Genomic DNA, 21,616 nt, shown 5'->3' with positions numbered 1-21,616 from the left:
TCGACCAAAAATACAACTCTAGGACGAGTAAATGTCACTACTGTTACAGATCACAATTTTCCTTGGCGCATCCTTATTGCTTGTCCCTTTGCTCAAGCGCTTTGGTATTGCAACGGTATTGGGATATCTGTTCACCGGTATTTTGCTCGGCCCCGATGTCTTTAACATCGCCAGTGATCCCGAAGCGATCCAAGAGCTCGCTGAGTTTGGTGTGATCTTACTGATGTTCCTGATCGGCCTCGAACTACGTCCACAGCGACTATGGAGCATGCGTAGTTCTATTTTCGGCATGGGGAGTTTACAAGTTGGTCTTACCGGTCTTGTTTTAGCGCTAGGCAGTTTTTTTGCCTTACAACAAGGCATTGCAGCCAGTATCGTTATCGGTTTCGCTCTCGCTCTTTCTTCTACTGCCTTTGTCTTGCAGATGCTGAGTGAGAAGCAGCAATTAAACACAACCTATGGGCAACAATCCTTTTCGATTTTGCTGTTTCAAGATATGGCCGCAATTCCCCTGATTGCAGTCATCCCCCTGCTCGCAGGTACAGAATCATCACATCACGGAATCGCCTATTTCGCTGCCATCATTGCGACTTTTTCAGGCTTATTTTTATTTAGTCGATACTTAATGCGGCCTTTTTTCCGCTTCGTCGCGAAAAGTGGTGCGCATGAACTGATCACCGCTGTCGGTTTATTTATAGTGCTGGGTGTCGTGGTGTTGATGGATGTACTTGGTATCAGTACCACACTGGGTGCTTTCCTCACAGGTGTGTTACTTGCGGACTCAGAATTCCGCCATGAACTCGAAGCCAGTATTGCTCCGTTTAAAGGGCTTTTACTTGGTTTGTTCTTTATGACCGTGGGCATGACCACAGAACTGTCATTATTCGTTGAAATGCCATGGTTCATTATCGGTGGTGCATTGGCACTGATGCTCATCAAAATGGCGTCACTTACGGCGATTGCGCGTTATCTTAAAAATTCATGGCGCAACAGTATTTTACTGGCGACCTGGTTGGCTCAAGGCGGTGAATTTGCCTTTGTGGTCTTTAGTGTGGCGAAAAGTGAAAATGTCGTACAGCAAGCCATTTTGGAGCCATTAACCCTCATCGTCACCTTGTCGATGGTGTTGACCCCTATGTTGTACTGGTTAATACAATCACAAATTTTGCCGCGTTTTAATCCAAAAACCATTCCCGAATATGACGACATTCCGGATGAACATAATCCTGTGATTATTGCGGGCTTTGGGCGTTTCGGACAAATCATTGCTCGTGTGGCGCATTTACAGCATTTGTCTTTTACCGCCATTGATAGCAACTTAGACAAAGTCGATTTCGTACGTAATTATGGTGGTCATCTGTATTATGGCGATGCCACACAACCAGATATTTTACGCGCTGCGGGCATTGAACATGCCAAAGTGTTTGTCCTTGCCATAGATGATATTGAAGACTCAATGAACGTGGCGCGTCATATTCGTCTGAATTACCCTCAGTTAAAATTATTGGTCCGCGCACGTGACCGTCATCAGGTGCATTTGCTGCGTGATTTGGGGATTGAGCATATTTGGCGTGAAACCTATTTATCCTCTTTAGGAATGGCCTATCACATGCTGTGCGACTTAGGCATCAGCGATGAAGATGCCTATAAAAGTATCGAATTGTTCCGTGATTATGATGAGAAACTGCTGACTCAACAGCAGCAAATCTATACCGATGAACAAAAGATTTATGAAACGCATCGTAACGCTTTAGCTGAACTGGAACATTTGTTTGAAAGCGATGCGCAAGCCCGTGAAAAACCTACAGGTGTTGATTTACAACGCAGCTTACAACGTCATCGTATTGATGTCACAAGAGATGATAATGAATGACTTGTGTTTTACAATATCGTCACCATTAAAGCAGGGTTATGGAGAATTTTATGTCAGATTTACGCCAACGCTTTTTTATTGAAGATAGCCCTGTTCGTGGAGAAGTGGTTCATCTTGAAGAAGCCCTACAAACGATTCTTGCACAGCGTGACTATGCACCTGCTGTACAAATTCTCTTGGGTGAAATGCTCAGCGCGACTGCCTTGTTGGCCAGCACCTTAAAAATTAAAGGTCGTATTAGCTTACAAATTCAGGCTGCAGGCACTTTTAAATGGGCAATGGCGGAATGTAATCATCTCGGTGAAGTTCGCGCACTTGCCGATTATGAAGAAGACCCGCACTTTCAAGCCGCTGAAGACAGCAGCACGGTACTGAAAGCCTTGGTAAACCCAGTGCTTTTCATTAATATCGAGCCTGAATTTGGTGAGCGTTATCAAGGGATTGTACCTTTAGACAAACCGACATTAGCGGGTTGCTTGATGCAATATTATGATCTATCTGCACAGATCCCAACACGCATCGTCTTAGCAAGCAGCAACAGCCGTTCAGGTGGTTTACTGATTCAGTTATTACCTCGGAATAGCGAAGAAGAACAACGCCGAGTTGATGAAGATCTATGGCCACGTTTAACCATGCTGACCGAGACATTAAAAGCAGAAGAGTTAACGTCTTTATCTGCAAACGAAATTTTATATCGTTTATATAACGAAGAAGAAGTTCGTCTACCTGAAACTGAAGCCTTAAAATTTGGCTGCACATGTTCAAAAGAACGCTGTGCGACAGCACTTGAACAAATTGGTGTTGCTGCAGTTCGTGAAACCTTAGAGTTTCAAAACCCAATTGAAATGGATTGCCAATTCTGTAATACAAAATATACCTTTACGGCAGAAGAAGCTTTATCCCTTTTTGGTCAACACCTTAGCTAAATCATTGCATGATTAAAAGCCTAAATCTAAGCATCCTTCGGGGTGCTTTTTTATTGTCCCGATAAAATTTAGACCTACTACTTTCTTGCGCTTAGTCGAATGGGTTCGAACTATAAAGCATCAACATGATCAGCTGTATTTGCGATCAATTTTTTTTCGAGTAGAATCGCGCCAGAAATATCGCGCCAGAAATAAAGTCAAAAAAACCAACAAAGCTTTATTTTTAATTGAAAAATAATGTAAAAAAAAACTGGATAAATTATGAAACTCAAAACACTCGCTATTGCTTTAGCCATGTTCTACTTTGGCCCAATGACAGCACATGCAGCAGACCTCGTCGGGACATGGAAAACCATAGATGATAAAACAGGCTATGCTCGTGCTGAAGTCCAAATCACTAAATTAAAAGACGGCAGCTATAGCGGTAAAATCACCAAAGTGCATGCCATCCCCAACCGCCCTGTCACCACGATTTGTGAAAAATGCGAAGGTAAACTCAAAAATGCACCCTTAATTGGTTTACCGATATTCTCTGGCTTTAAACATAATGCAAAAGAGAATGCGTACACCGATGGCAAGGTGATCGACCCACTTTCAGGCAATACTTATCAAGGTAAAGGGCAATTGAATGCGCGCGGCAATGTCCTGACACTTCGAGGTTATGTTGGAACCACGCTTCTCGGCCGGACGGTATCTTGGATCCGCGTCAACTAAAGTCGCCATTTGGCTTTCATTGGCATGATGAACTCAACTCCAGACGAGTTCATCATGCCGATAATAATCTACTTTGAGATGAATTCCGACTATTTTACTAGTGCGTAGACGTTCAGCATAAACCTCATTTAGCGCCAACTCGTTCATGTTTTGGCTCAAAATATAAATACCAATTCTTAAAAAATCACTAGAATATTCATATTATTTCAGGCTACATTAAACCCATAATATTTTTATGCCTTTAAGTTTTAGGCATCCGCTTTTTGTGTAATGTGGGTAATTATATGGCTGTTAAATTCCTCCCTTCTATCCTGTTCGGCATGTTCTCCATCTGCAGTTTATCCTCTGCTTTTGCAGCGATTGACCCCTTAGTGGGGACATGGAAAACCATTGATGATCGAACAGGATATTCCCTTGCCGATGTGGTGATTCGCAAAGATAAGCATGACCTGTATTCGGCCACCATTATCCAAAGCCGAAGCGTACCCGGAACAGCAAATGTTTCGACATGCACGCAATGCACCGGTGCTCAGAAAAATAAACCCATGGTCGGTTTAACCACTTTAAGCGGCTTAAGCGCTGATCCAGAAAAGCCCAATGAATTTGTGGGTGGAGTGATGCTCGATCCCAAATCAGGCAAGCACTACAATGCACGCGCTCGTTTGATGAATAATGGCAAGCATTTGATCATCAATGGTCGTACTGAAGGCTCTGCAATTGGACGCAATGTCACTTGGGTCAAAAACTAAGCACGAGGCCTTTAAATCATTAAAGGCCTTTTTTAACTTAAAAATTAGAGTAAAAACTCCATATTAAAGCAGTGTTTTAAAAAAATATGCCAAATACATCACAAACTATCACATTGATTTTGTAAGACTTTATATATAACTTAGGCAAGTTACTCTAAAAACACAATTCTGAATTTTCAGGGGATGAAATGAAAAAAATATATCAACAATTATTTGCCGGAATACTACTTAGCACTTTGTCAGGATTGTCAATCGCTGCGGAAACCGATCCGCTAGTGGGGAAGTGGAAAACCGTCGATGACCGTACAGGATATTCGCGTGCAGACGTTGAAATTCGCAAAAAAGCCGATGGAAGCTATGAAGGCATCATTGTCACCACACGCAATGTCCCTGGCACTGAAAAAATGGGCGTCTGCTCGAACTGCCCAGGTGAATTGAAAAATAAACCTTTTATCGGCTTGCCATTTATTTGGGACTTTAAACAAGATCCAAAAAATCCACGTGAATTCCAAAACGGTAAAGTTCTGGACCCGATTGGTGGAAAAATCTATAAAGGCAAAGCAAGACTTAGTGCTTCAGGAAAACATTTAACTATACGTGGGTATGTTGGTGTATCTGTGATTGGTCGTAGTGTCACTTGGATAAAATATTAATTTTAAATGTGTTTTTAAAAGCCTCCTCGTGAGGCTTTTTTATTGTCATGTTTTGAAACAATAAGATGCTGTTTGCCCCTATGACAGTTTGATGAACCCTTCTATATTGATTTAAACATGATCAATATTTATACAGAGAGTATGCCAGACAATCACTATCAAACTTTAGGGATCGCCCGAGATGCTTCGGCAGATCAAATTAAAAAAGCCTATCGAAAATTGGCGCGTAAATATCACCCTGACGTCAGTAAAGAGGCTGATGCTGAAGCGCGTATGCAAGCGATTAATGTTGCATACGACACCTTGAGTGATGCCGAAAAGAAAAAACAATACGATTTTGAACTCGATCATCCTCAAGGATTTGCTGGGTTTAATGCTGGCAACCAAGATGGTTTTGACCAATCTCAGTTTTATCGCCAATCGACGACTGATGGTCAGCATGCGGACTTTAGTGGATTTGAAGACTTGTTTGGTCGTTTTGGGCAAGGCTTTGGTGGCGGTGACTATCAGTATCAACGTGCAAACCGCCAAACCAAGAGCTTCCGTGGTGAAGACCAACACGCCAGTTTAGAAGTGGATTTAGAAATCGCATTTCATGGTGCAACGCAGAATATCACCTTGCAGATTCCGAGCTTAAATGCCCATGGTGAGCCTGAAGTTCAACGTAAAACCCTACAAGTCAAAATTCCTGCAGGCATGAAATCAGGTCAACAAATTCGACTCTCCGGCCAAGGGCAAGCTGGCTATAACGGTGGAGCTGCTGGTGATTTATACATTGAAATTTTGTATAAACAAACCGAGCAAACCCGTGTAGAAGGTGCTGATATTTTCCAACAACTGAATATCAGTCCTTGGGAAGCAGCATTGGGTCAAAAAATTGCATTTACCAGTCCTGATGGCAAAACATTAGAGCTACAGATTCCTAAAAATGCGCGTACTGGACAGCAGCTACGATTAAAGGACAAAGGGATACCAAACAAAACACCCGGACAGCTTTACCTGGTTTTAAATATAGTGATACCAGCTGCACAAACAGAACAAGAGCAACAAGCTTATGCGGCTTTTGCTCAAGCTTTTCCGTCATTTAATCCACGACAGTCTTAAGGAGAGCACCATGACAACAATTCATTATCGTGAAATTGTCTGTGACGGATGTAAACAGACTGAAATCGTAGACGAAAAAAGTAGTTTTGATCTACAACACTTTGCCTCTGCCTGTGGGCAAAGTCCAGAATGGGTTCTGCAACTACTCGAATACGATATTCTGCCTAGCCGTTCAGAAGACAGGATTCATCAATTTTTTGGCGATGATATATCTCGCGCACGGCGTGCCTATCGGCTTCAACGAGATTTCGATGCCAGTTTTACTGCGGTCGCCATGATGCTCGACCTGATTGATGAAGTCCAACAACTACGTCGCCAAGTGAAACACCAACAGCTTCATTCGCACTAAATGTATTCGTGAACGCTCTGTCCTGCAGGGCGTTTTTCTTTTTTCTTGTAGAGGAAATGATCGACAACCATGAAAACACGAGATTGCAATAAAAAAGTCAAAAACATGTTTCCTGAGTACCGTGATTTGGTCACTCAGTTACGTGATGAAAATCCGCATTTTGCGCGGATCTTTGAAGAACATGATGAGTTGGATCGCGAAATCATTCAATTGGAATTAGATCCTGTTAATCACTACAACACGGATATTGAGACCATTAAGCGTAAGAAATTAAAGCTAAAAGATGAAATTTATCGCTTACTGAAAAGTAATGAAAATGATGATATATCTTGAGATATCGACTCGTATAGGGGAATTTTCATGATGCATGTCGTTCGCAGTACAACCCACGAGGCTACGCAATTGAATTGCTAAGACCATAAGGATCGGTCAAATCGCGTTGTACTGCAGATTCTTTAAAAAACAAAATGTAAAACAATTACATCATGACAAAGGATTCATCATGCACATGCATCATGTCCTATTGGGTGGCATTACTCAGTTTCAGTAGTCTATTACATGCCAGTGATAAACGAGTATTTGAAAAACCATGGATGACCAAACAGGATATTCACGCGGTGATGTGACCATCGTCAAAAATGCCGATGGGACGTATAGTGGAACACTTACTGCAATACGCCCAATGCCGTACAAGCCCTTGGTCGAAGTGTGCTTAAAACGCAAAGGCAAACTCAAATATGCACCCTTGGTGAGTCTCGAAGTTATCAAAGGATTTAAAGCAGACCCATCCATCAGAGAAGCTAACGCGAACTATTTGAGTTTCGTCAGCTTCTCAATTTCTTTCATAGTTTTAACCGTACCTTTGACTGTGCCCTTCACCGTTTGTTTAATTGGTTCATAATCCATAAACCAAAACAAATTCATGTGTTGATCGTCATGTTGCTGTGCCAGCATATCAATCACACTTTTTTCGCCACGCCCCACCAAATGCCGTCGATAAAAATAATACAGCAGTAAAATCGTGGTAATCAACATGATACCAAGCATGATCCAAAAACCGGTTGGCGATTTGAGTCCGGGAATAAACTCAAAGTTCATACCGTATATACCAGTTAATAAGGTTAATGGTGCGAAAATCGCCGTAATAATCGCTAAAATACGCATATTTTCATTGGTTTGGTTGGCAACGGCTGAAAAATGCAGATCAATGGCGGCCTGCACGGCACTGCGTAATCGTGTGGTGTGTTTTTGAATGCGTTCGATATGGCTAGTTAAATCATCTACGCGAACCAGCATGATATCCTGCTTTTCACTGCGCTTTTTGCCTTTCAAATGCGGGTAATTATCCACAACTTCATCACGCAGTTCTTGCAAGGCTTCAATTTGCTCTTCACACAAGTTTTCCACTTGCTGAAAGGCCATATTTTCCTGCAACAGTTGATGCCACTTGGTAAACCGTCGATGCCCTTGTAATAACTCTTGCTGCCAAAACTCGACACGGCGCGTCAAAGGAACACGTAAATCCAAGTATCCATCCACCATATTATTCAGTAAGCGCAATGCCAAATCTAAGGGCGTCATGGCTAATTTTCGTGGTTTATTTTGTTCATCAATCGGACGAGAAATTAAGGTTTCAATCCGCTGGATATAACTTTCAATGGCTTTGTTGCCCTTTTCACGAACCGTAATCAGCACTTGGGGCGTGAGCAAAAAACTGATCGGGGTAGTCGCCAAACCAAAGACCCGCTCATGCTTTTCAAGCGCGTCGGCGCCTGCAACAATTTGGTCATCGGGGGTGACCATTTTTCTAAAAATTAATAAATCGTAATCATCGAGTGTGTCAAAGGCACACGGATGCTCTAGATTTAAAATATCCCACAGATGATATTCATTGACCCGTAGATCACACGCCTGAATAATCTCACGCTGCCATTGCTCAGGGCGGTTAACGACATCTTCACGGGTACAATCAATCCAAATAAACTCAGGCTCAAGTTCAGGATGATGCTCACATTGCACTTGGTCTTGCACATAGATATGCGCGGCTGTTGGATGCTGAAAAAAATAATAGGTTTGCATATCTCATTTATTATTGTGTTTACTTTTTGCATGATGCCATAAAAAAAGCCTTGAGCAAGTCAAAGTTCATACTCTGACTGCACTCAAGGCTTTTTAGAATCCATTCACAGAGCCGAAACCCTGTGAATCAACAAACCATTAAGCTTGTTCGATGTCTTTCATGGTTAATTTGATACGACCGCGGTTGTCGACATCAGCAACTTGTACTTTGATCTCTTGACCTTCAGATAATACGTCTGAAACGTTCGCAATGCGTTCGTTAGAAATTTGAGAGATGTGAAGTAAGCCATCAGTACCTGGAAGGATGTTTACAAACGCACCAAATTCAACGATACGAATCACTTTACCAGTGTAGATTGTACCTGGTTCGATTTCAGCAGTAAGCGCTTGGATTTTCGCAACAGCAGCAGAAGCAGCCGCTTTAGTTTCACCAAATACGCGAACTGTACCGTTATCTTCGATATCGATTGCTGCTTTAGTTTCTTCAGTGATCGCACGAATCGTTGCGCCACCTTTACCAATCACATCACGGATCTTATCAGGGTTGATGTTGATCACTTGGAATGTAGGCGCGTGCATAGAGATTTCAGGACGAGCGCGTGAAATTACTTGGTTCATTGCATTTAAGATGTGCATACGACCTGCATACGCTTGGTTCAATGCAACTTCCATGATCTCTTCAGTAATACCTTCGATCTTGATGTCCATTTGAAGTGCAGTAATACCGTTTGCAGAACCTGCTACTTTAAAGTCCATGTCGCCAAGGTGGTCTTCGTCACCCAAGATGTCAGAAAGAACTGCGAAACGCTCGCCTTCTTTGACTAGACCCATTGCGATACCCGCAACTGGCGCTTTAAGTGGAACACCTGCGTCCATAAGTGATAGAGAAGCACCACATACAGAAGCCATTGAAGATGAACCGTTAGATTCAGTGATGTCCGATACGATACGGATCACGTACGGGAAGCGGTCAGCTGCTGGAAGTACAGCTTGTACACCACGACGCGCTAAACGACCGTGACCGATTTCACGACGTTTAGGACCAGATTCACGACCAGTTTCACCTACAGAGTATGCAGGGAAGTTGTAGTGCAACATGAAGTTGTCAGTTTTCGTACCCGCTAATGTATCTACCATTAACGCATCACGTGTATTACCCAAAGTTGTTGTTACCAACGCCTGAGTTTCACCACGTGTGAATAATGCAGAACCGTGAGCACGGTCTAACACGCCAACTTGTACGTCAAGCGCACGAACTGTTTTAGTATCACGGCCATCAATACGTGGTTTACCTGACAAGATGTTGTCACGTACTGTACGGTATTTCAGGTCTTCGAATAATTCAGCTAAGTCGTCAGCGATACCGTCAACGTCTTCTTCTGGAACGAATTGAGCAACAGCTTCAGCTTGAAGCGCATCAAGTGCTGCATAACGATCGTGTTTAACAGCGATTGTGTATGCTTCAGAGATTTTCGCTTCAAACGCTTCTTTTAATTTTGCACGAAGGTCTTCGTTTTTCGCAGGTGCAGTCCAAGTAGACTCTGTTGCACCAGCAGCCGCAGCAAATTCTTTAATCGCTTGGATCGCGATTTGCATTTCGTCATGACCGAACAATACAGCGCCAAGCATTTGGTCTTCAGAAAGTTCTTTCGCTTCTGATTCAACCATCAATACTGCAGATTCTGTACCTGCAACCACAAGGTCAAGGTCAGATTCTTTAAGCTGTTCGTGGTTCGGGTTAAGGATGTATTCACCGTTGATTAAACCAACGCGCGCACCACCGATTGGACCACGGAAAGGCGTACCCGCAATTGCAAGTGCAGCAGATGTACCTAACATTGCAGCAATGTCAGCATCCATCGTTTTGTCAGAAGAAATCACAGTCGCAGTCACTTGGATTTCGTTGTAGTAACCTTCTGGGAACAACGGACGGATTGGACGGTCGATTAAGCGTGAAATAAGAGTTTCAGCTTCAGACGCGCGGCCTTCACGTTTACCGTAACCGCCCGGGATACGACCTGCAGCATATTGTTTTTCTTGGTAGTTAACAGTCAATGGGAAGAAGTCTTGACCTGCTTTAGCTGTTGGTTGAGCAACAACGGCAACAAGAACTTGTACACCACCCATAGTGATGATTACAGTGTTCGCTTGACGCGCAACACGACCTGTTTCTAGGACAACTTGATGCTGACCGTATTGGAATTCTTTACGAATAATATTAAACATCGACATGTTTTATTTTTTCCTGATTTTATTCTAGTGGAGACCCCTAAGGTTTGGCATTCACTCAACGCCCCAAACGCTGCAACATAAATGACAAAGCTTAGAAGCCGACCTCACTAGATATTAAAAACATTAATTAAAAATGCTAATTTGAGACACAAAGAAGGAGCGAATCATCGCCCCTTCCCCATTATCCAACCAAGGTTGGATAGACTTTAGTTTTCAGTAATACAGCACTAAGCATGCAATAGTCCGAAAATAAAAGTTTAAATCGAATTAACGACGTAAACCTAAAGCAGCAATCAATGCGCTGTAACGAGTAGCGTCTTTACCTTTAAGGTAGTCAAGAAGCTTACGACGTTGGTTAACCATACGGATAAGACCGCGACGGCTATGGTGGTCGTGTTTGTGCTCTTTGAAGTGACCTTGTAAATCATTGATTTGAGCAGTTAAAAGAGCTACTTGAACTTCTGGTGAACCAGTGTCGTTTTCAGCGCGAGCGAATTTTGCAACGATCTCTGCGCGATCTGCGTTTGTTAAAGCCATTCGATTTCTCCGAGATGCTTATAAAGTTAACTTTTGATACGAATCAACTGATAAATCAGCTGACTGCCGTGCATCACTACAGCAAGTGCATTATATTAAGGGAAAATCGTCCCAATTGCAAAAAGAGATGGCCGACTTCGTCAGGTTTTCATGACGATAATAGCGCCTTTTTTTTCACATCGATTCCATTATAAATTTTTTATATGTTTCGATACTTTATGCGACACAAAACCGCATATTTCTAACATGTTGAATGCGATGTCATTGAATGAATTTTAAACTGATTTTTTGATATATTTTGCCACTCGATGTTTAGCATGCAAAACTCAAAGTGGAATGATTAAAAAAAAAGCCCGAGCTAGGCTCGGGCTTTTTTGCGCTGTAGTTTCTTCTTTTTTAGTTATTGTTTTATTATTTATTGTTTTATGTGGCGCTTTTCCGCGTCCTTATGTCAAACATTCCATGTTTTAACTTGCACTTCCTTATGTGGTAGATTTTGCCACAACGGCTATTAGATAAAAGTCGTATTTTTCGTATCTATATGTAAGCTTTTTCGTACATCAGTTAAGCTCTATTTCTTTTCTGTTACAGCGTATAGGCATTTCTTATTTTCCAGACATAAAAAAGCCCTGTAGTCTCTCCCAAAACTACAAGGCTTAGCGGCTGTAAGTTTCCTATTTCCTTACTTCACTGTAAGTTCGCTGTCTTTTGACGTTATTCTTATACTTTTGCGATTTTACTCAACCATCCGTGTTGAGTTCTTTTTCTGTGAAGTCATCTTCTCAAAAAGCTCTAAAAAGCTCTATGCGCAAATCTCCTGAATCGATGTAAGCCATTTCTTACAAAATACGGTACATTTTGCCTAGGCTTTACAAAGGTAGGTGATTGTTAATTTTTTCTAACAGACCACTAACTCGCGCTGTTCTTTTTATAAGCGCTTTTGCCAATGCATCTTTTGCAACAAGCAAACTCACCACTTTTTTGGCACGAGTGATGGCGGTATAAATCAGCTCTTTACTCATCATTTCGGTAGCATGATTTTCCAAAACTACCGCCGTATGGGTAAATTCAGAACCTTGAGACTTATGTATGGTCAAGGCATAGGCGGTTTCTATACTTTTAGGTAACCGTGTTGCCACCACCCATTTATCCAAACTTGGAAAATAAACCTCAAACTGCGACTTTTCCGTCATCGGTCGTTTTAAGCAAATCCCGATATCACCATTTGATAGTCCAAGTTGATAATCGTTATAGGTCATCATGACTGGACGACCGACATACCAATCCCCTTGTTTCAACACACCCAAGGTATTTAAGACCCGAAGTTCAATCTGCTGATTGAGTTCGTGTAAGCCTAATTTTCCATGTCGAATGGCCGATAGAATCCGATAATCATCAAAATAGCGAATCAATTGGGCTGACCAATTTGCATATTCAGCGGGTTGCTCTGGCCATTGTTTTAACCACGCCACATAGGGCTGAAAACCATACATCAGTTGATCATAATATTTTGCCCAATGTGCCGCACTGTTCGTAGCGTCGGGGAGATATTGCAACTGAATCACATCGCTCATATTCGGTGTCAGTTGAATCGGCTGAAGTTCGGATGCAGATACCACCTGATGTTCGAATTTCGCCAGAACTTCAGTGGTTGTTTGCTGTTGTTCTTGTTGTTGAATAAAACGAGCAAACTCACCAATGGCTGCACCCTGTACAAAACGGCGGCTGGTCTGTAAATGGGTACGGTTGGCTTGTAAGGCATCGACATCCTGAAGGTTGGCCAAAACAGCGCCAACATCGACCGAAGCCAACTGTTCTGCATCCCCCAATAGAATCAGCTTGCTGTGTTGAGGGATTGCCGCGAATAGCATCTGTGCCAAACTTAAGTCCAACATAGAGGCTTCATCGACCACAATGACGTCATAGGGTAAGCGTTGGCGCTCATTAAACCGCGGGATAGCGCGCGTCCCTAAACCCAATAGACGATGCAAAGTTACGGGTTTCAAATGTTTGTGAATAATCGAATAATGCTGCAATGCAGGATCTTTAAACGCTGCTTGTAAGGCTTCTTCCATTCGCTGCGCCGCTTTTCCTGTCGGCGCTGCCATCGTAATTCTTAAATTTGGATTTTGCTCATTCAACACGGCAATAATCCGAGCCAAGGTATAAGTTTTACCTGTCCCAGGCCCACCGGTAATGATATTAAAATTGTGCTGACACACCATGTGCAGTGCTTGGATCTGATGGGGATCGGTCAGTAAATCCTTTTCAATATTAAGCATCTGCGTTTGATTGAGATTTTGCTCTGTTTGCTGTTTTAAACGTGCAACTTGCTTGGCTAAAGCATTTTCTAGTGCCCAATAGCGATAGAGATACAGTCGCTGTGAATCAAAAATAAAAGGCGCAACAGGTGTTTTTTCAGCTTGCTCATGCTGAACCATCTGAGCCAAACATTGAATCTGTACATTTTCGGCCAAAATACAACTGTCGCCTTTTTCCACGGCTTGCATCAATTGTTGAATTAACTGATTTGCAGCAGGATGACTGACCTGATTGGGTAAATAATGTTGGATTAAATAGTCAATCCAATCCGGCAAAACCGCATCTAAATCAGCAGTTTCTTGGGGATTTTGGGTAACTAAAACCTGCATTTCTACAGTGTTTTCTTGTCCCGCGTGCAAAGGCTGTGCTGACAAGGCTTTTTGATCATTTTCCACACAGTTATCCTCAAACTTATCCACAAAGCAACTTATTGTTTCAGCGTGAATATTTTTATCTTTTTCGTGCTTTTTCACGTTTTAGCCACAACCTTTTCGCTCAATATTGCATCGAGGTTTTGAATGAATGTATCCGCCGGCTTCCAGTGATATACCCCACGATCGGACTGTCCATCCATACCGCGAAGATACAAATAACTCGCCCCACCCAAATGCTGCTTCATGTCATAGTCTTTCATCACGGCTTTCAAATAACGATGTAGGGCCACCAAATATAAAGCCGCCTGCAACCAGTAACTAGAATGACTCATACTTTCTCGAATATAGGCATGATTATAATGTGCGGTCTGATCGCCTAAGAAATTACTTTTATAATCGGCAATGTGATAACGCTGACCATCAAAATACACCAAGTCAATCGACCCCGTCAGATAGCGTGCTGTAAACACATCATTCAAATCTTGTATTTGTAAATCTGGCTCTTTTAGGCTTTCAAATAGCATGCGTATTTTACGTATCGCCAATGCACGATCTGCCATACTCAAATGAAAATCCATTTCCGAACGATATTCGCCATCGTTTAACTGATGCAAGCTAAAACCATCATGCAATGGTGTATGAATAATTTGACTGTACCATTCCCGCATTTCTTCAATCAGTTCAGCTTCATCTTGCTCAGGGTTTGCCGTTTGCCCGAACTGTTTCATTAAGTTTTGCAACATTTGCGGCGAATCAAACTCAACATCACTATGAAAACGTGATGCGATGGCTTTGGCCAACTTCTCTTCTGGGGTGCTAAATCGAACTTTTTCCATCAATTTATGCAAGAAACTTCCGGGCTTGGTTCCCTTTGGAAAATGCCGTTTAATCCAGCTTATTTTCTCTGCCGTTTCTGCTTCAACGATTTCAAGCTGTTCAACTTCATCGGCAGCACTGTCTTCCTGTTCGTTCATTGCCGCTGCCAGTTGGTCACGTTGTATATGTGCCTTATGTGCCGTACGCGTGAGCGCGGTAAAACTGGTGGTTTCCCGTGGATAAAAATGGCTGTTGGGAATTTCTTCCGCGTCTAATACAACAGTTTCAACCTGAGTCTGAGTCAAAATTGGTGGTGCTGCACGCAAAACATCAGCATCCACACTTTCTGCATGTTGGAACAGATCTGGTGCGCTTCCACGCCAAAAAGTCAGTCCTGAACGCGCTTCTGCCAATTGTTTCTTTTCTACTTCATGATGACGTAGCACGGCATAGACACGATAACTGGCACGGGTCAACGCCACGTACCACAAGCGATGATGCTCTGCTTCATTGCGCGCATCATTTTGTTGAATATCATCTTCGGGTAAGTCCGAAGACTTCACGGCAATCACACGTTCTAACCCAAGGCTTTTTTGCTGATTGTCTTTAAGGGAAAAATTCAAATTGCCTTTTTCACTTAAGCCCGCATTTGCTCCCAATAAAAACACACAACCAAACTCTAAGCCTTTGGATGCATGAATCGTCATCAGTTGCACCCCCAATTGCCCGGTCAATTTTCGCTCTTGGGTGCTTTCATTATTGATGCCTAAATTGATTTGGCGAATAAACCATTGATAGAGCTTATGCGCACCGGTGTAGTGTTCACTTTGCTGACTTAATAATTCTGCGATATGGCGTAAATTCACCACTGTGCGTTCATTATCTCGACTTTGTCCAGCCACCAACCGCGTCCACACCTGAAAGACCGTCATACAGCTATTCCACGCGCTGCGGAATCCTTGCTCATTCCAAATTTGTCGGACCTGTTCGAGTTTTTCGATGATTTCACTCAGTCCATCCGCTTGCTGTTCGAGTGCGACCAATTGTTTCAGATCAAAACCCAATAAACGGCTCAGTAGCGCACGTTTCACCTTGGCTTCTTGATAAGGATTTAAAATCGCCGTCAGCAAAGCGGCAACGTCTTGTGCGACGGAACTTTTATAGACACTGTCCCGAGATGCTTTATAACAAGGAACGCCCAGCTGCAATAAACATTGCTGTACTTGCTCTAAGTCGAAATGGTTTTGCCCCAAGACCGCAATATCGTTTGCTGTCAGTGCTCGCTGGGTATTATTGTCTTGAAAATATAAATGTCCTTGCTGAGCTTGGTTGAGCAAGGACTGAATCTGCCAAGCCACTTGCTCTGCTTCATTTAGCGTTTCATCCAAAGCCAACCAACGCAGCGGTTGTGGATTGACTTGCTCATGATCAATCAGCGGCGGATGCTCACGCTCACCTGCTTGAATCGGGGTGTATTCAACTTGCTCACCAAAGTCCATTTGCCGATGAAACAAGGCATCCACCACTTCAACCAAGTTTTTGACTGAACGATGGTTTTTGTTCAAGGTATAACAACGCCCACCCTTGGCTTGAATATCATGACGCGCTTTACGATAGGTCAGCATGTCACCGCCACGGAACCCATAAATCGCCTGTTTGGGGTCGCCGACCATAATCATACAACCCTGATGTAAGCGCTCCTTGACCCGCCAAATGCTAGACAGCATGTCATCTTGATCTTGGTTGGTATCTTGAAATTCATCGACTAAAATCAGCGGATATCGTGCTAAAACATGAGCAGCAAAACTGTCTTTCCCTGCGGCTGAGCTTTGCTGTAAGGCTTCCGATAAGGTCCGAATTTGTTGTGAAAAGGTGGTTTCCCCAGCGTGGGACAACACTTGAGGCAAACGCTTTTTAACTTCCTGCGCCAAATAAAAATTTAGATATTGTTCTGCTTGATTGATATGTTCATAAGCGCTGAGCACCGCTCGGAGTTGTTGAACAAAAGCATGTTGATAAAACGCTTTTGAGACATCAGGCTGCTCTTCAACGACTTTGTCTTTAAAGACACGTGGCTTAAATTCAGTTTTATTCGGATCATAAAACAATGAGCGAATGGCTTTCATCGTCGGTTGTAACACGTCGGACTGGGTCAAAACCCCTTGGCTACCCGCAGCTTCAAAGTGCTGTAAAAACTCGGGAATGCGTGTGTTAAAGGTGACAAAAAATGCCCCTTTATTAAAACGTCGAGCGTCCACCAGGTTTTTATAATGACTTGCGGCATCAAAACACGCTGCAAGCTCTACACGAGCGGCAGGCAGCATTTGTGCAAGCTGATGACACATCGCTTCAAAATGCGCCAAGGCATTTTCGGGTAATTCAGGGACGCGCAAATCCACCGATGGGAAATTTAGACTTTCCTTTACCACGCCCAGATAATATTCAGGACCTTTCAACTGATGATTCAACATCAAATATTCAATCAAATGTGCAGGCTGCTGCTGGATCCAATCTCTTAATAAATCATGAATGATCCGTTCAATATGCAGGTCTTCATCATCACTGATTTGCACCTGTTCGATACGACCACTTTCAAAGGCAAATTCACGTAATAACTTTTGACTAAAGCTGTCTAAAGTTCCGACAAAGAGTTCTTCATATTGTTGTAAGACCACGTTCAGACGATTGTAGGCATAATCTAAGTGATGCCCATGATCTTTCAGCACTTGCTGATACAAGGGGTCACTCAAACTTTGCTGAAGTTCGGCCAACTCACCTTGAGATGCCGCGAGCAGGCCATAAATAAAGTCACGGGTTTCTTCAATCCGCAGTCGTACCCGCGCTTTGAGTTCCGCTGTGGCTTTACGTGTAAAGGTGGTGGCAATGACCTGATTTGGCATATAGCGATCGAGAAAAATCCGCACCATCAGACTGGAAAGCGTATAGGTTTTCCCAGTACCCGCAGAGGCTTCAATCCAGTGCAGTCCGGTAAAGCTCATGTCTGCAATCGGGTTGGTGGACATTTTCATCGCTTGCTGTGGCATATTCATTTTTTCACCTCAGGCTTGATGACATTAAGTTTTTTTAGGCCGTCATCCGCCTCGGTATCCATCACATGATATAAACGTTCTGCATAATAACGACAGGACAATGCCAGAAGTTCATCTGCCGCTTGTTGCTGTAAAATAAAGCTCCAATCACGATGGTGGCTATTGGCTTCATTCGACTCCAACTCCACTCCACCAAAACTATGATTTTTCAGCCATTCCTCTTGAAGCTTTGCAAAATTATCAGGCATGAGTTGGCCTGTTTCATTTTCCACCCAAGTGCATTTTTCTTGGCGAATTAAGGCAGCAGGCAGCACCACAGGACGTTTTTGTGCATGTTTCCACATCGCCACCCATTCACTGAGCTGCAGCTTGGCTTGTGCAGAGCTTAATCCACAACAGACTATGCTTTTATCATTACAAATCACTTCACGACGATACGTCGCGCCCTCATCGCCTAAGTCTAAATAGCTCAACCACAATAGATATTCGAGCCAGGTTTGCGTCTGACGCTTAGGCTTTGCCCCAGACGCCATACAGCTTAACCAATGCATACTCTGAGAGTCTTCAGGCACGGTGATACTCAGTATCAAATGCGGTTCAAGCTGTAAGTTTTGTAAGGTGGTCGCGGTTACACGGCGTCCATCCAAACGCTCTAATAACTGTGCCTGCTCTTGCAAACTGAGCTTCCAAGTCGCTATTTGACTATGTCCCACAGGCAGTACATCTTGGAACAAGGCCATATCCGGTTCAGTTGGAGTCGTAGAGTTCTGATCCTCAGCTTGATGGACACGAGAGGCAGGTTGCACATAATGCTTTTGCAATAAGTCACGGACATGATATTGCTGTAAACGGTCGAGCAATAAAGGCTCTTGCTGTGGTAATTGGTCACCGGTATAGACACTGGCCACGCCAAGCGTTTTCAAATATGCACGAGCTGGAAACACCACATCTTTAATCCATTCCTGACCATCCAAAACCCGTACTTCTTGTTCATCATGCACAGGATAATCACGGTTAATCCACGATTGGCGTTGACCAGACTGATCTAAAATATGTTCCGCCACAGCAAACCATTGATCTTTATATCGTAAGTTTTTCGACTGCTGAAAACCCATCGGGTCAAAAGGCTGCAAAGGATAAATATGGTATAGCGGCTCGAGCTGCTGTGGAATGCGTAAGCCATCCAAATCCAGCATGGCATCATGGGGTTGGTTCAATTGCTGCGGCTGAATCATCCGTGCGAGGAACTGGCTAAATTCATATATCACAGAGGATGGCTCCCGACTTTCACCATCATTGACATCAAAGCCATTATAGAAAATCCACAAGGACTGTCGGGCAAATAACAAGGCATCTAGAAATGCACCTTTATCATCTTCCAAACGAGAGCGATCACCCAAAACCGGTTTAAACACATCCATCAAATCAAAAGGCACTTGCTGATCACGACGCGGAAATTTGCCGCTATCCATGTTCATTAACACCACCAATGAAAATGGGACTTGGCGGATTTTCCCCATGTCCGCAAAGGTCACTGATCCTGTCGGTTCGATCTGATCGGCAGAGCTATCGATGCCTTGTTGTATTTCTTTGAGCAGCAAAGATAATGGCAAATTAAAGCTGTTTGGGAGCGACTCAACTTTATCACTTTGGGCATTATGCAGACGTTGCGTCATCGCACGCATCACACTGCGAATGGTTTCAAATGCTCGACCACTGGCTTCCACAAAAGGCTTTAAATCTGCATCTAATTGTTGCAACCACACTTTGACAGTCTGTGTGCTGAGATTCGGATTGAGCCAATCTCGACGCGCACTGATATCTCGGTAGATCTGAATTAAAGTTTGAACCAACTCAAAATCACTACTCGACACCCCTGCAAAACTTAAGGTGTCCTCAAATACGGCATGTTGTGGTATCGCAATTCCTAACGCCAAACGGTCTAATGCAAATTTAAAGGTATAACGATAATCTCGGTCTTGCTCGGACAAATAAGCCAACATGTGCTGTTCGTCTAAACCACGACGGAAACCAGCTTGAATCAGCAGTTCCATCATACGTTCCATTTGCACATGGTCGAGCTGATACAGTTCTTGCACCGCATTCAAATTCAGCCAATCATGAAAATCTTCTGCGGTAAAACGACCTTGACTAATTTCAATGCGTCCAACAAAGGCTTGCCATGCATTTTGAATATCTTGACTGACCACCCCTGCAATTTTGACTGGGATATAAGGTAAATCCACAGCACTGCGACCCATGCCTCGAGTCGTCGAAAAGACCGTCCGAATATGCGGTTCCAGTTCTTTTAAGTTTGGCACCAAGACCAAGATATCACTCGGATGGCGTGGCTCTTGTTCCGTGCCATCGGCCAACCAATGCACCAACTGTTCACGTAAAACCTCTAACTGACGCAGGCTAGAATGACAGACATGAAATTGAATCGATTCATCTGCCCCCGCGAGTGCATATTGATGCTGCTCGGGTTCTTCTAAGGTCATGATGTCATATTGAATTTGAGCGAGCAGTGTTGTCGGCTCGGTGTCTGGAAAAATATCTTCCCAGCCTTCGCCACCAGACATATTCACCAATAATGCAAAGTTATCCCGCGCACGCTTGCCTAAACGCGTCAGTAGTGAATGCTGTGATTCACGAAATTCGGCATTGGTCGTACTCAGATAGGCCTGAATTTGCGCTGTGCTGACATTGGGATTTCGCTCAATATAACGCTGTTGTAATTTCAAGTTATAACGATCTTTCCAAACTGGATCGACCATGTCTGCCCAATACTCACGCGATGGGTTGAAATACAACAAATGTACTTCGGTATACGCCGCCAAGCGATATAAAAATTTCAGTTGTGCAGGTGGTAATTCTAAGGTCGTAAAAACAAAAATTTGTTCAGGCAAACCGTTATAGGTTTGATGACGCTCATCATCATCGCGTTCATCATCCTCAGCATCCAAATCAAACTGCTGCTGCCGATTTTGCTCAGCACGCGCCAAGGCAAACCAAAATTTATTGTCTATTTCCTGACGGTCATTAAAGTCTTTTTGGAATACTTGATGCCATAACCAACGCTGCCAATGCTCCAGTTGTCGAGCCTGCGTCGGTAGATATTCATCGGCTTGTTCAGGTTTCAGACCTGTGAGTTGCATGATATTTAAAGGCTGATTGTGACTCCACGCCTTCAACCAATCGGTATCGCAATGTGGACAAATCCAGTGCTCAACACCTTCATCTGGGGTATGAATACAACTGCCACGAAAGGCCATGTAGTTGGTAAAAAGCCGAGTGACTTGAGCAGCGATCCAGTACAACATTTCTTGCCGCTTTTGCTCACGTTTTTTTCGATCTGAGAGCTGTGCTGTGCTGTCAAAAATACGCTGAACTAAGGGCTGAACATCTGTCGGAATCTGTGCTGCATCAAACTGATCAGCTGCAATAAAAACCGCTAAAGCATTATAAATACGCCATTGCATAATCAACGGCGGCATGTTGATACCTTTAATCCGCTCTCGGTCTTGTTTATTCGGCAAGGCCCAATCGTAGGCTTTCCACTGCAACCCTAAAATTTTACGATGATGCTTAATATTGGCACTAATACTGATTTTTTCAGCAATTTGTTTTTCTAACCATGCAGCAATGGCTTGATCGGGCACCACGATATGTCGTTCTTGCAAGACGGACAAAGCATTGGTCGATTGATTCGATTTCAATTTTTCGATTAGACAATCCACCAAAACTTCGATTCGTTGACTTTGAATTACATGTATTGCCATGGATTACCTTTACAGCCTGAGTGACCAACTACTACAAAACAACAATGATTATTTAC

At 43.2% G+C, this 21,616-nt stretch carries 14 protein-coding genes; 8 read left to right on the top strand and 6 right to left on the bottom strand.

Annotated features, from left to right (window positions below; translation table 11 throughout):
• Positions 1-31: 31 nt before the first annotated feature.
• The 8 genes from FTU17_RS00385 (at position 32) to FTU17_RS00350 (ending at position 6,701) form a co-directional block, all read left to right on the top strand.
• Positions 32-1,873: a monovalent cation:proton antiporter-2 (CPA2) family protein gene (locus tag FTU17_RS00385; RefSeq protein WP_180134468.1), complete on the top strand. Its 1,842-nt coding sequence runs from the start codon at positions 32-34 to the stop codon at positions 1,871-1,873.
• 50 nt (positions 1,874-1,923) lie between these two features.
• Positions 1,924-2,799, top strand: coding sequence for an Hsp33 family molecular chaperone HslO (hslO, locus tag FTU17_RS00380; RefSeq protein ID WP_168377962.1), 876 nt, complete (start codon positions 1,924-1,926; stop codon positions 2,797-2,799).
• A gap of 261 nt (positions 2,800-3,060) precedes the next feature.
• Positions 3,061-3,513 carry a DUF2147 domain-containing protein gene (locus FTU17_RS00375; protein ID WP_180041039.1) on the top strand — a complete coding sequence of 151 codons (453 nt, stop codon included), beginning with the start codon at positions 3,061-3,063 and terminating at the stop codon, positions 3,511-3,513.
• A gap of 284 nt (positions 3,514-3,797) precedes the next feature.
• Positions 3,798-4,262: a DUF2147 domain-containing protein gene (locus FTU17_RS00370; RefSeq protein WP_168377964.1), complete on the top strand. Its 465-nt coding sequence runs from the start codon at positions 3,798-3,800 to the stop codon at positions 4,260-4,262.
• Between the two features lie 188 nt (positions 4,263-4,450).
• Positions 4,451-4,915 (top strand): DUF2147 domain-containing protein, encoded by a 465-nt coding sequence (locus FTU17_RS00365; RefSeq protein WP_078192815.1) that lies wholly within the window; start codon positions 4,451-4,453, stop codon positions 4,913-4,915.
• A 141-nt stretch (positions 4,916-5,056) separates the two neighbouring features.
• Entirely contained in the window at positions 5,057-6,019 is a 963-nt protein-coding gene (locus tag FTU17_RS00360; RefSeq protein WP_180010275.1) for a DnaJ C-terminal domain-containing protein, read from the top strand.
• 10 nt (positions 6,020-6,029) lie between these two features.
• On the top strand, positions 6,030-6,368 hold the full coding sequence (locus FTU17_RS00355) for a chaperone modulator CbpM (protein WP_078189792.1): 339 nt from the start codon (positions 6,030-6,032) through the stop codon (positions 6,366-6,368).
• A gap of 69 nt (positions 6,369-6,437) precedes the next feature.
• Positions 6,438-6,701 carry a YdcH family protein gene (locus tag FTU17_RS00350; protein WP_180002890.1) on the top strand — a complete coding sequence of 88 codons (264 nt, stop codon included), beginning with the start codon at positions 6,438-6,440 and terminating at the stop codon, positions 6,699-6,701.
• A gap of 477 nt (positions 6,702-7,178) precedes the next feature.
• Here FTU17_RS00350 and FTU17_RS00345 read toward each other — a convergent pair whose 3' ends face one another.
• From FTU17_RS00345 to FTU17_RS00320, 6 genes are all read right to left on the bottom strand, one after another.
• Positions 7,179-8,447 (bottom strand): magnesium transporter CorA family protein, encoded by a 1,269-nt coding sequence (locus FTU17_RS00345; protein ID WP_180105926.1) that lies wholly within the window; start codon positions 8,445-8,447, stop codon positions 7,179-7,181.
• Between the two features lie 138 nt (positions 8,448-8,585).
• A complete protein-coding gene (gene pnp, locus FTU17_RS00340) occupies positions 8,586-10,673 on the bottom strand; it encodes a polyribonucleotide nucleotidyltransferase (protein WP_171262611.1) in 2,088 nt (695 codons plus the stop codon).
• A 273-nt stretch (positions 10,674-10,946) separates the two neighbouring features.
• Complete coding sequence (gene rpsO, locus FTU17_RS00335) at positions 10,947-11,216, bottom strand: 30S ribosomal protein S15 (protein ID WP_005007057.1); 270 nt, start codon at positions 11,214-11,216, stop codon at positions 10,947-10,949.
• A gap of 869 nt (positions 11,217-12,085) precedes the next feature.
• Entirely contained in the window at positions 12,086-13,867 is a 1,782-nt protein-coding gene (gene recD, locus FTU17_RS00330; protein ID WP_180134488.1) for an exodeoxyribonuclease V subunit alpha, read from the bottom strand.
• 140 nt (positions 13,868-14,007) lie between these two features.
• Complete coding sequence (locus FTU17_RS00325; RefSeq protein WP_180134467.1) at positions 14,008-17,778, bottom strand: UvrD-helicase domain-containing protein; 3,771 nt, start codon at positions 17,776-17,778, stop codon at positions 14,008-14,010.
• Positions 17,775-21,560 carry an exodeoxyribonuclease V subunit gamma gene (locus FTU17_RS00320; protein ID WP_180134466.1) on the bottom strand — a complete coding sequence of 1,262 codons (3,786 nt, stop codon included), beginning with the start codon at positions 21,558-21,560 and terminating at the stop codon, positions 17,775-17,777. The genes FTU17_RS00325 and FTU17_RS00320 overlap by 4 nt, the downstream gene beginning before the upstream one ends.
• Positions 21,561-21,616: the final 56 nt, after the last annotated feature.

Source organism: Acinetobacter sp. YH12070, from assembly GCF_013419625.1.
Taxonomy (GTDB): Bacteria; Pseudomonadota; Gammaproteobacteria; order Pseudomonadales; family Moraxellaceae; genus Acinetobacter; species Acinetobacter amyesii.
The sequence above is the reverse complement of the archived record's forward strand: the minus strand, read 5'-3'. Positions and strand labels throughout refer to the sequence as shown.

Excerpts from the sequence above, each read along its gene's own strand:
- pnp (WP_171262611.1), bottom strand. The coding sequence starts at position 10,673 with ATGTTTAATATTATTCGTAAAGAATTCCAATACGGTCAGCATCAAGTT.
- FTU17_RS00370 (WP_168377964.1), top strand. The coding sequence starts at position 3,798 with ATGGCTGTTAAATTCCTCCCTTCTATCCTGTTCGGCATGTTCTCCATC.
- FTU17_RS00350 (WP_180002890.1), top strand. The coding sequence starts at position 6,438 with ATGAAAACACGAGATTGCAATAAAAAAGTCAAAAACATGTTTCCTGAG.
- FTU17_RS00385 (WP_180134468.1), top strand. The coding sequence starts at position 32 with ATGTCACTACTGTTACAGATCACAATTTTCCTTGGCGCATCCTTATTG.
- hslO (WP_168377962.1), top strand. The coding sequence starts at position 1,924 with ATGTCAGATTTACGCCAACGCTTTTTTATTGAAGATAGCCCTGTTCGT.
- FTU17_RS00365 (WP_078192815.1), top strand. The coding sequence starts at position 4,451 with ATGAAAAAAATATATCAACAATTATTTGCCGGAATACTACTTAGCACT.
- recD (WP_180134488.1), bottom strand. The coding sequence starts at position 13,867 with ATGCAGGTTTTAGTTACCCAAAATCCCCAAGAAACTGCTGATTTAGAT.
- FTU17_RS00355 (WP_078189792.1), top strand. The coding sequence starts at position 6,030 with ATGACAACAATTCATTATCGTGAAATTGTCTGTGACGGATGTAAACAG.
- FTU17_RS00360 (WP_180010275.1), top strand. The coding sequence starts at position 5,057 with ATGCCAGACAATCACTATCAAACTTTAGGGATCGCCCGAGATGCTTCG.
- FTU17_RS00375 (WP_180041039.1), top strand. The coding sequence starts at position 3,061 with ATGAAACTCAAAACACTCGCTATTGCTTTAGCCATGTTCTACTTTGGC.
- FTU17_RS00320 (WP_180134466.1), bottom strand. The coding sequence starts at position 21,560 with ATGGCAATACATGTAATTCAAAGTCAACGAATCGAAGTTTTGGTGGAT.
- FTU17_RS00345 (WP_180105926.1), bottom strand. The coding sequence starts at position 8,447 with ATGCAAACCTATTATTTTTTTCAGCATCCAACAGCCGCGCATATCTAT.
- rpsO (WP_005007057.1), bottom strand. The coding sequence starts at position 11,216 with ATGGCTTTAACAAACGCAGATCGCGCAGAGATCGTTGCAAAATTCGCT.
- FTU17_RS00325 (WP_180134467.1), bottom strand. The coding sequence starts at position 17,778 with ATGAATATGCCACAGCAAGCGATGAAAATGTCCACCAACCCGATTGCA.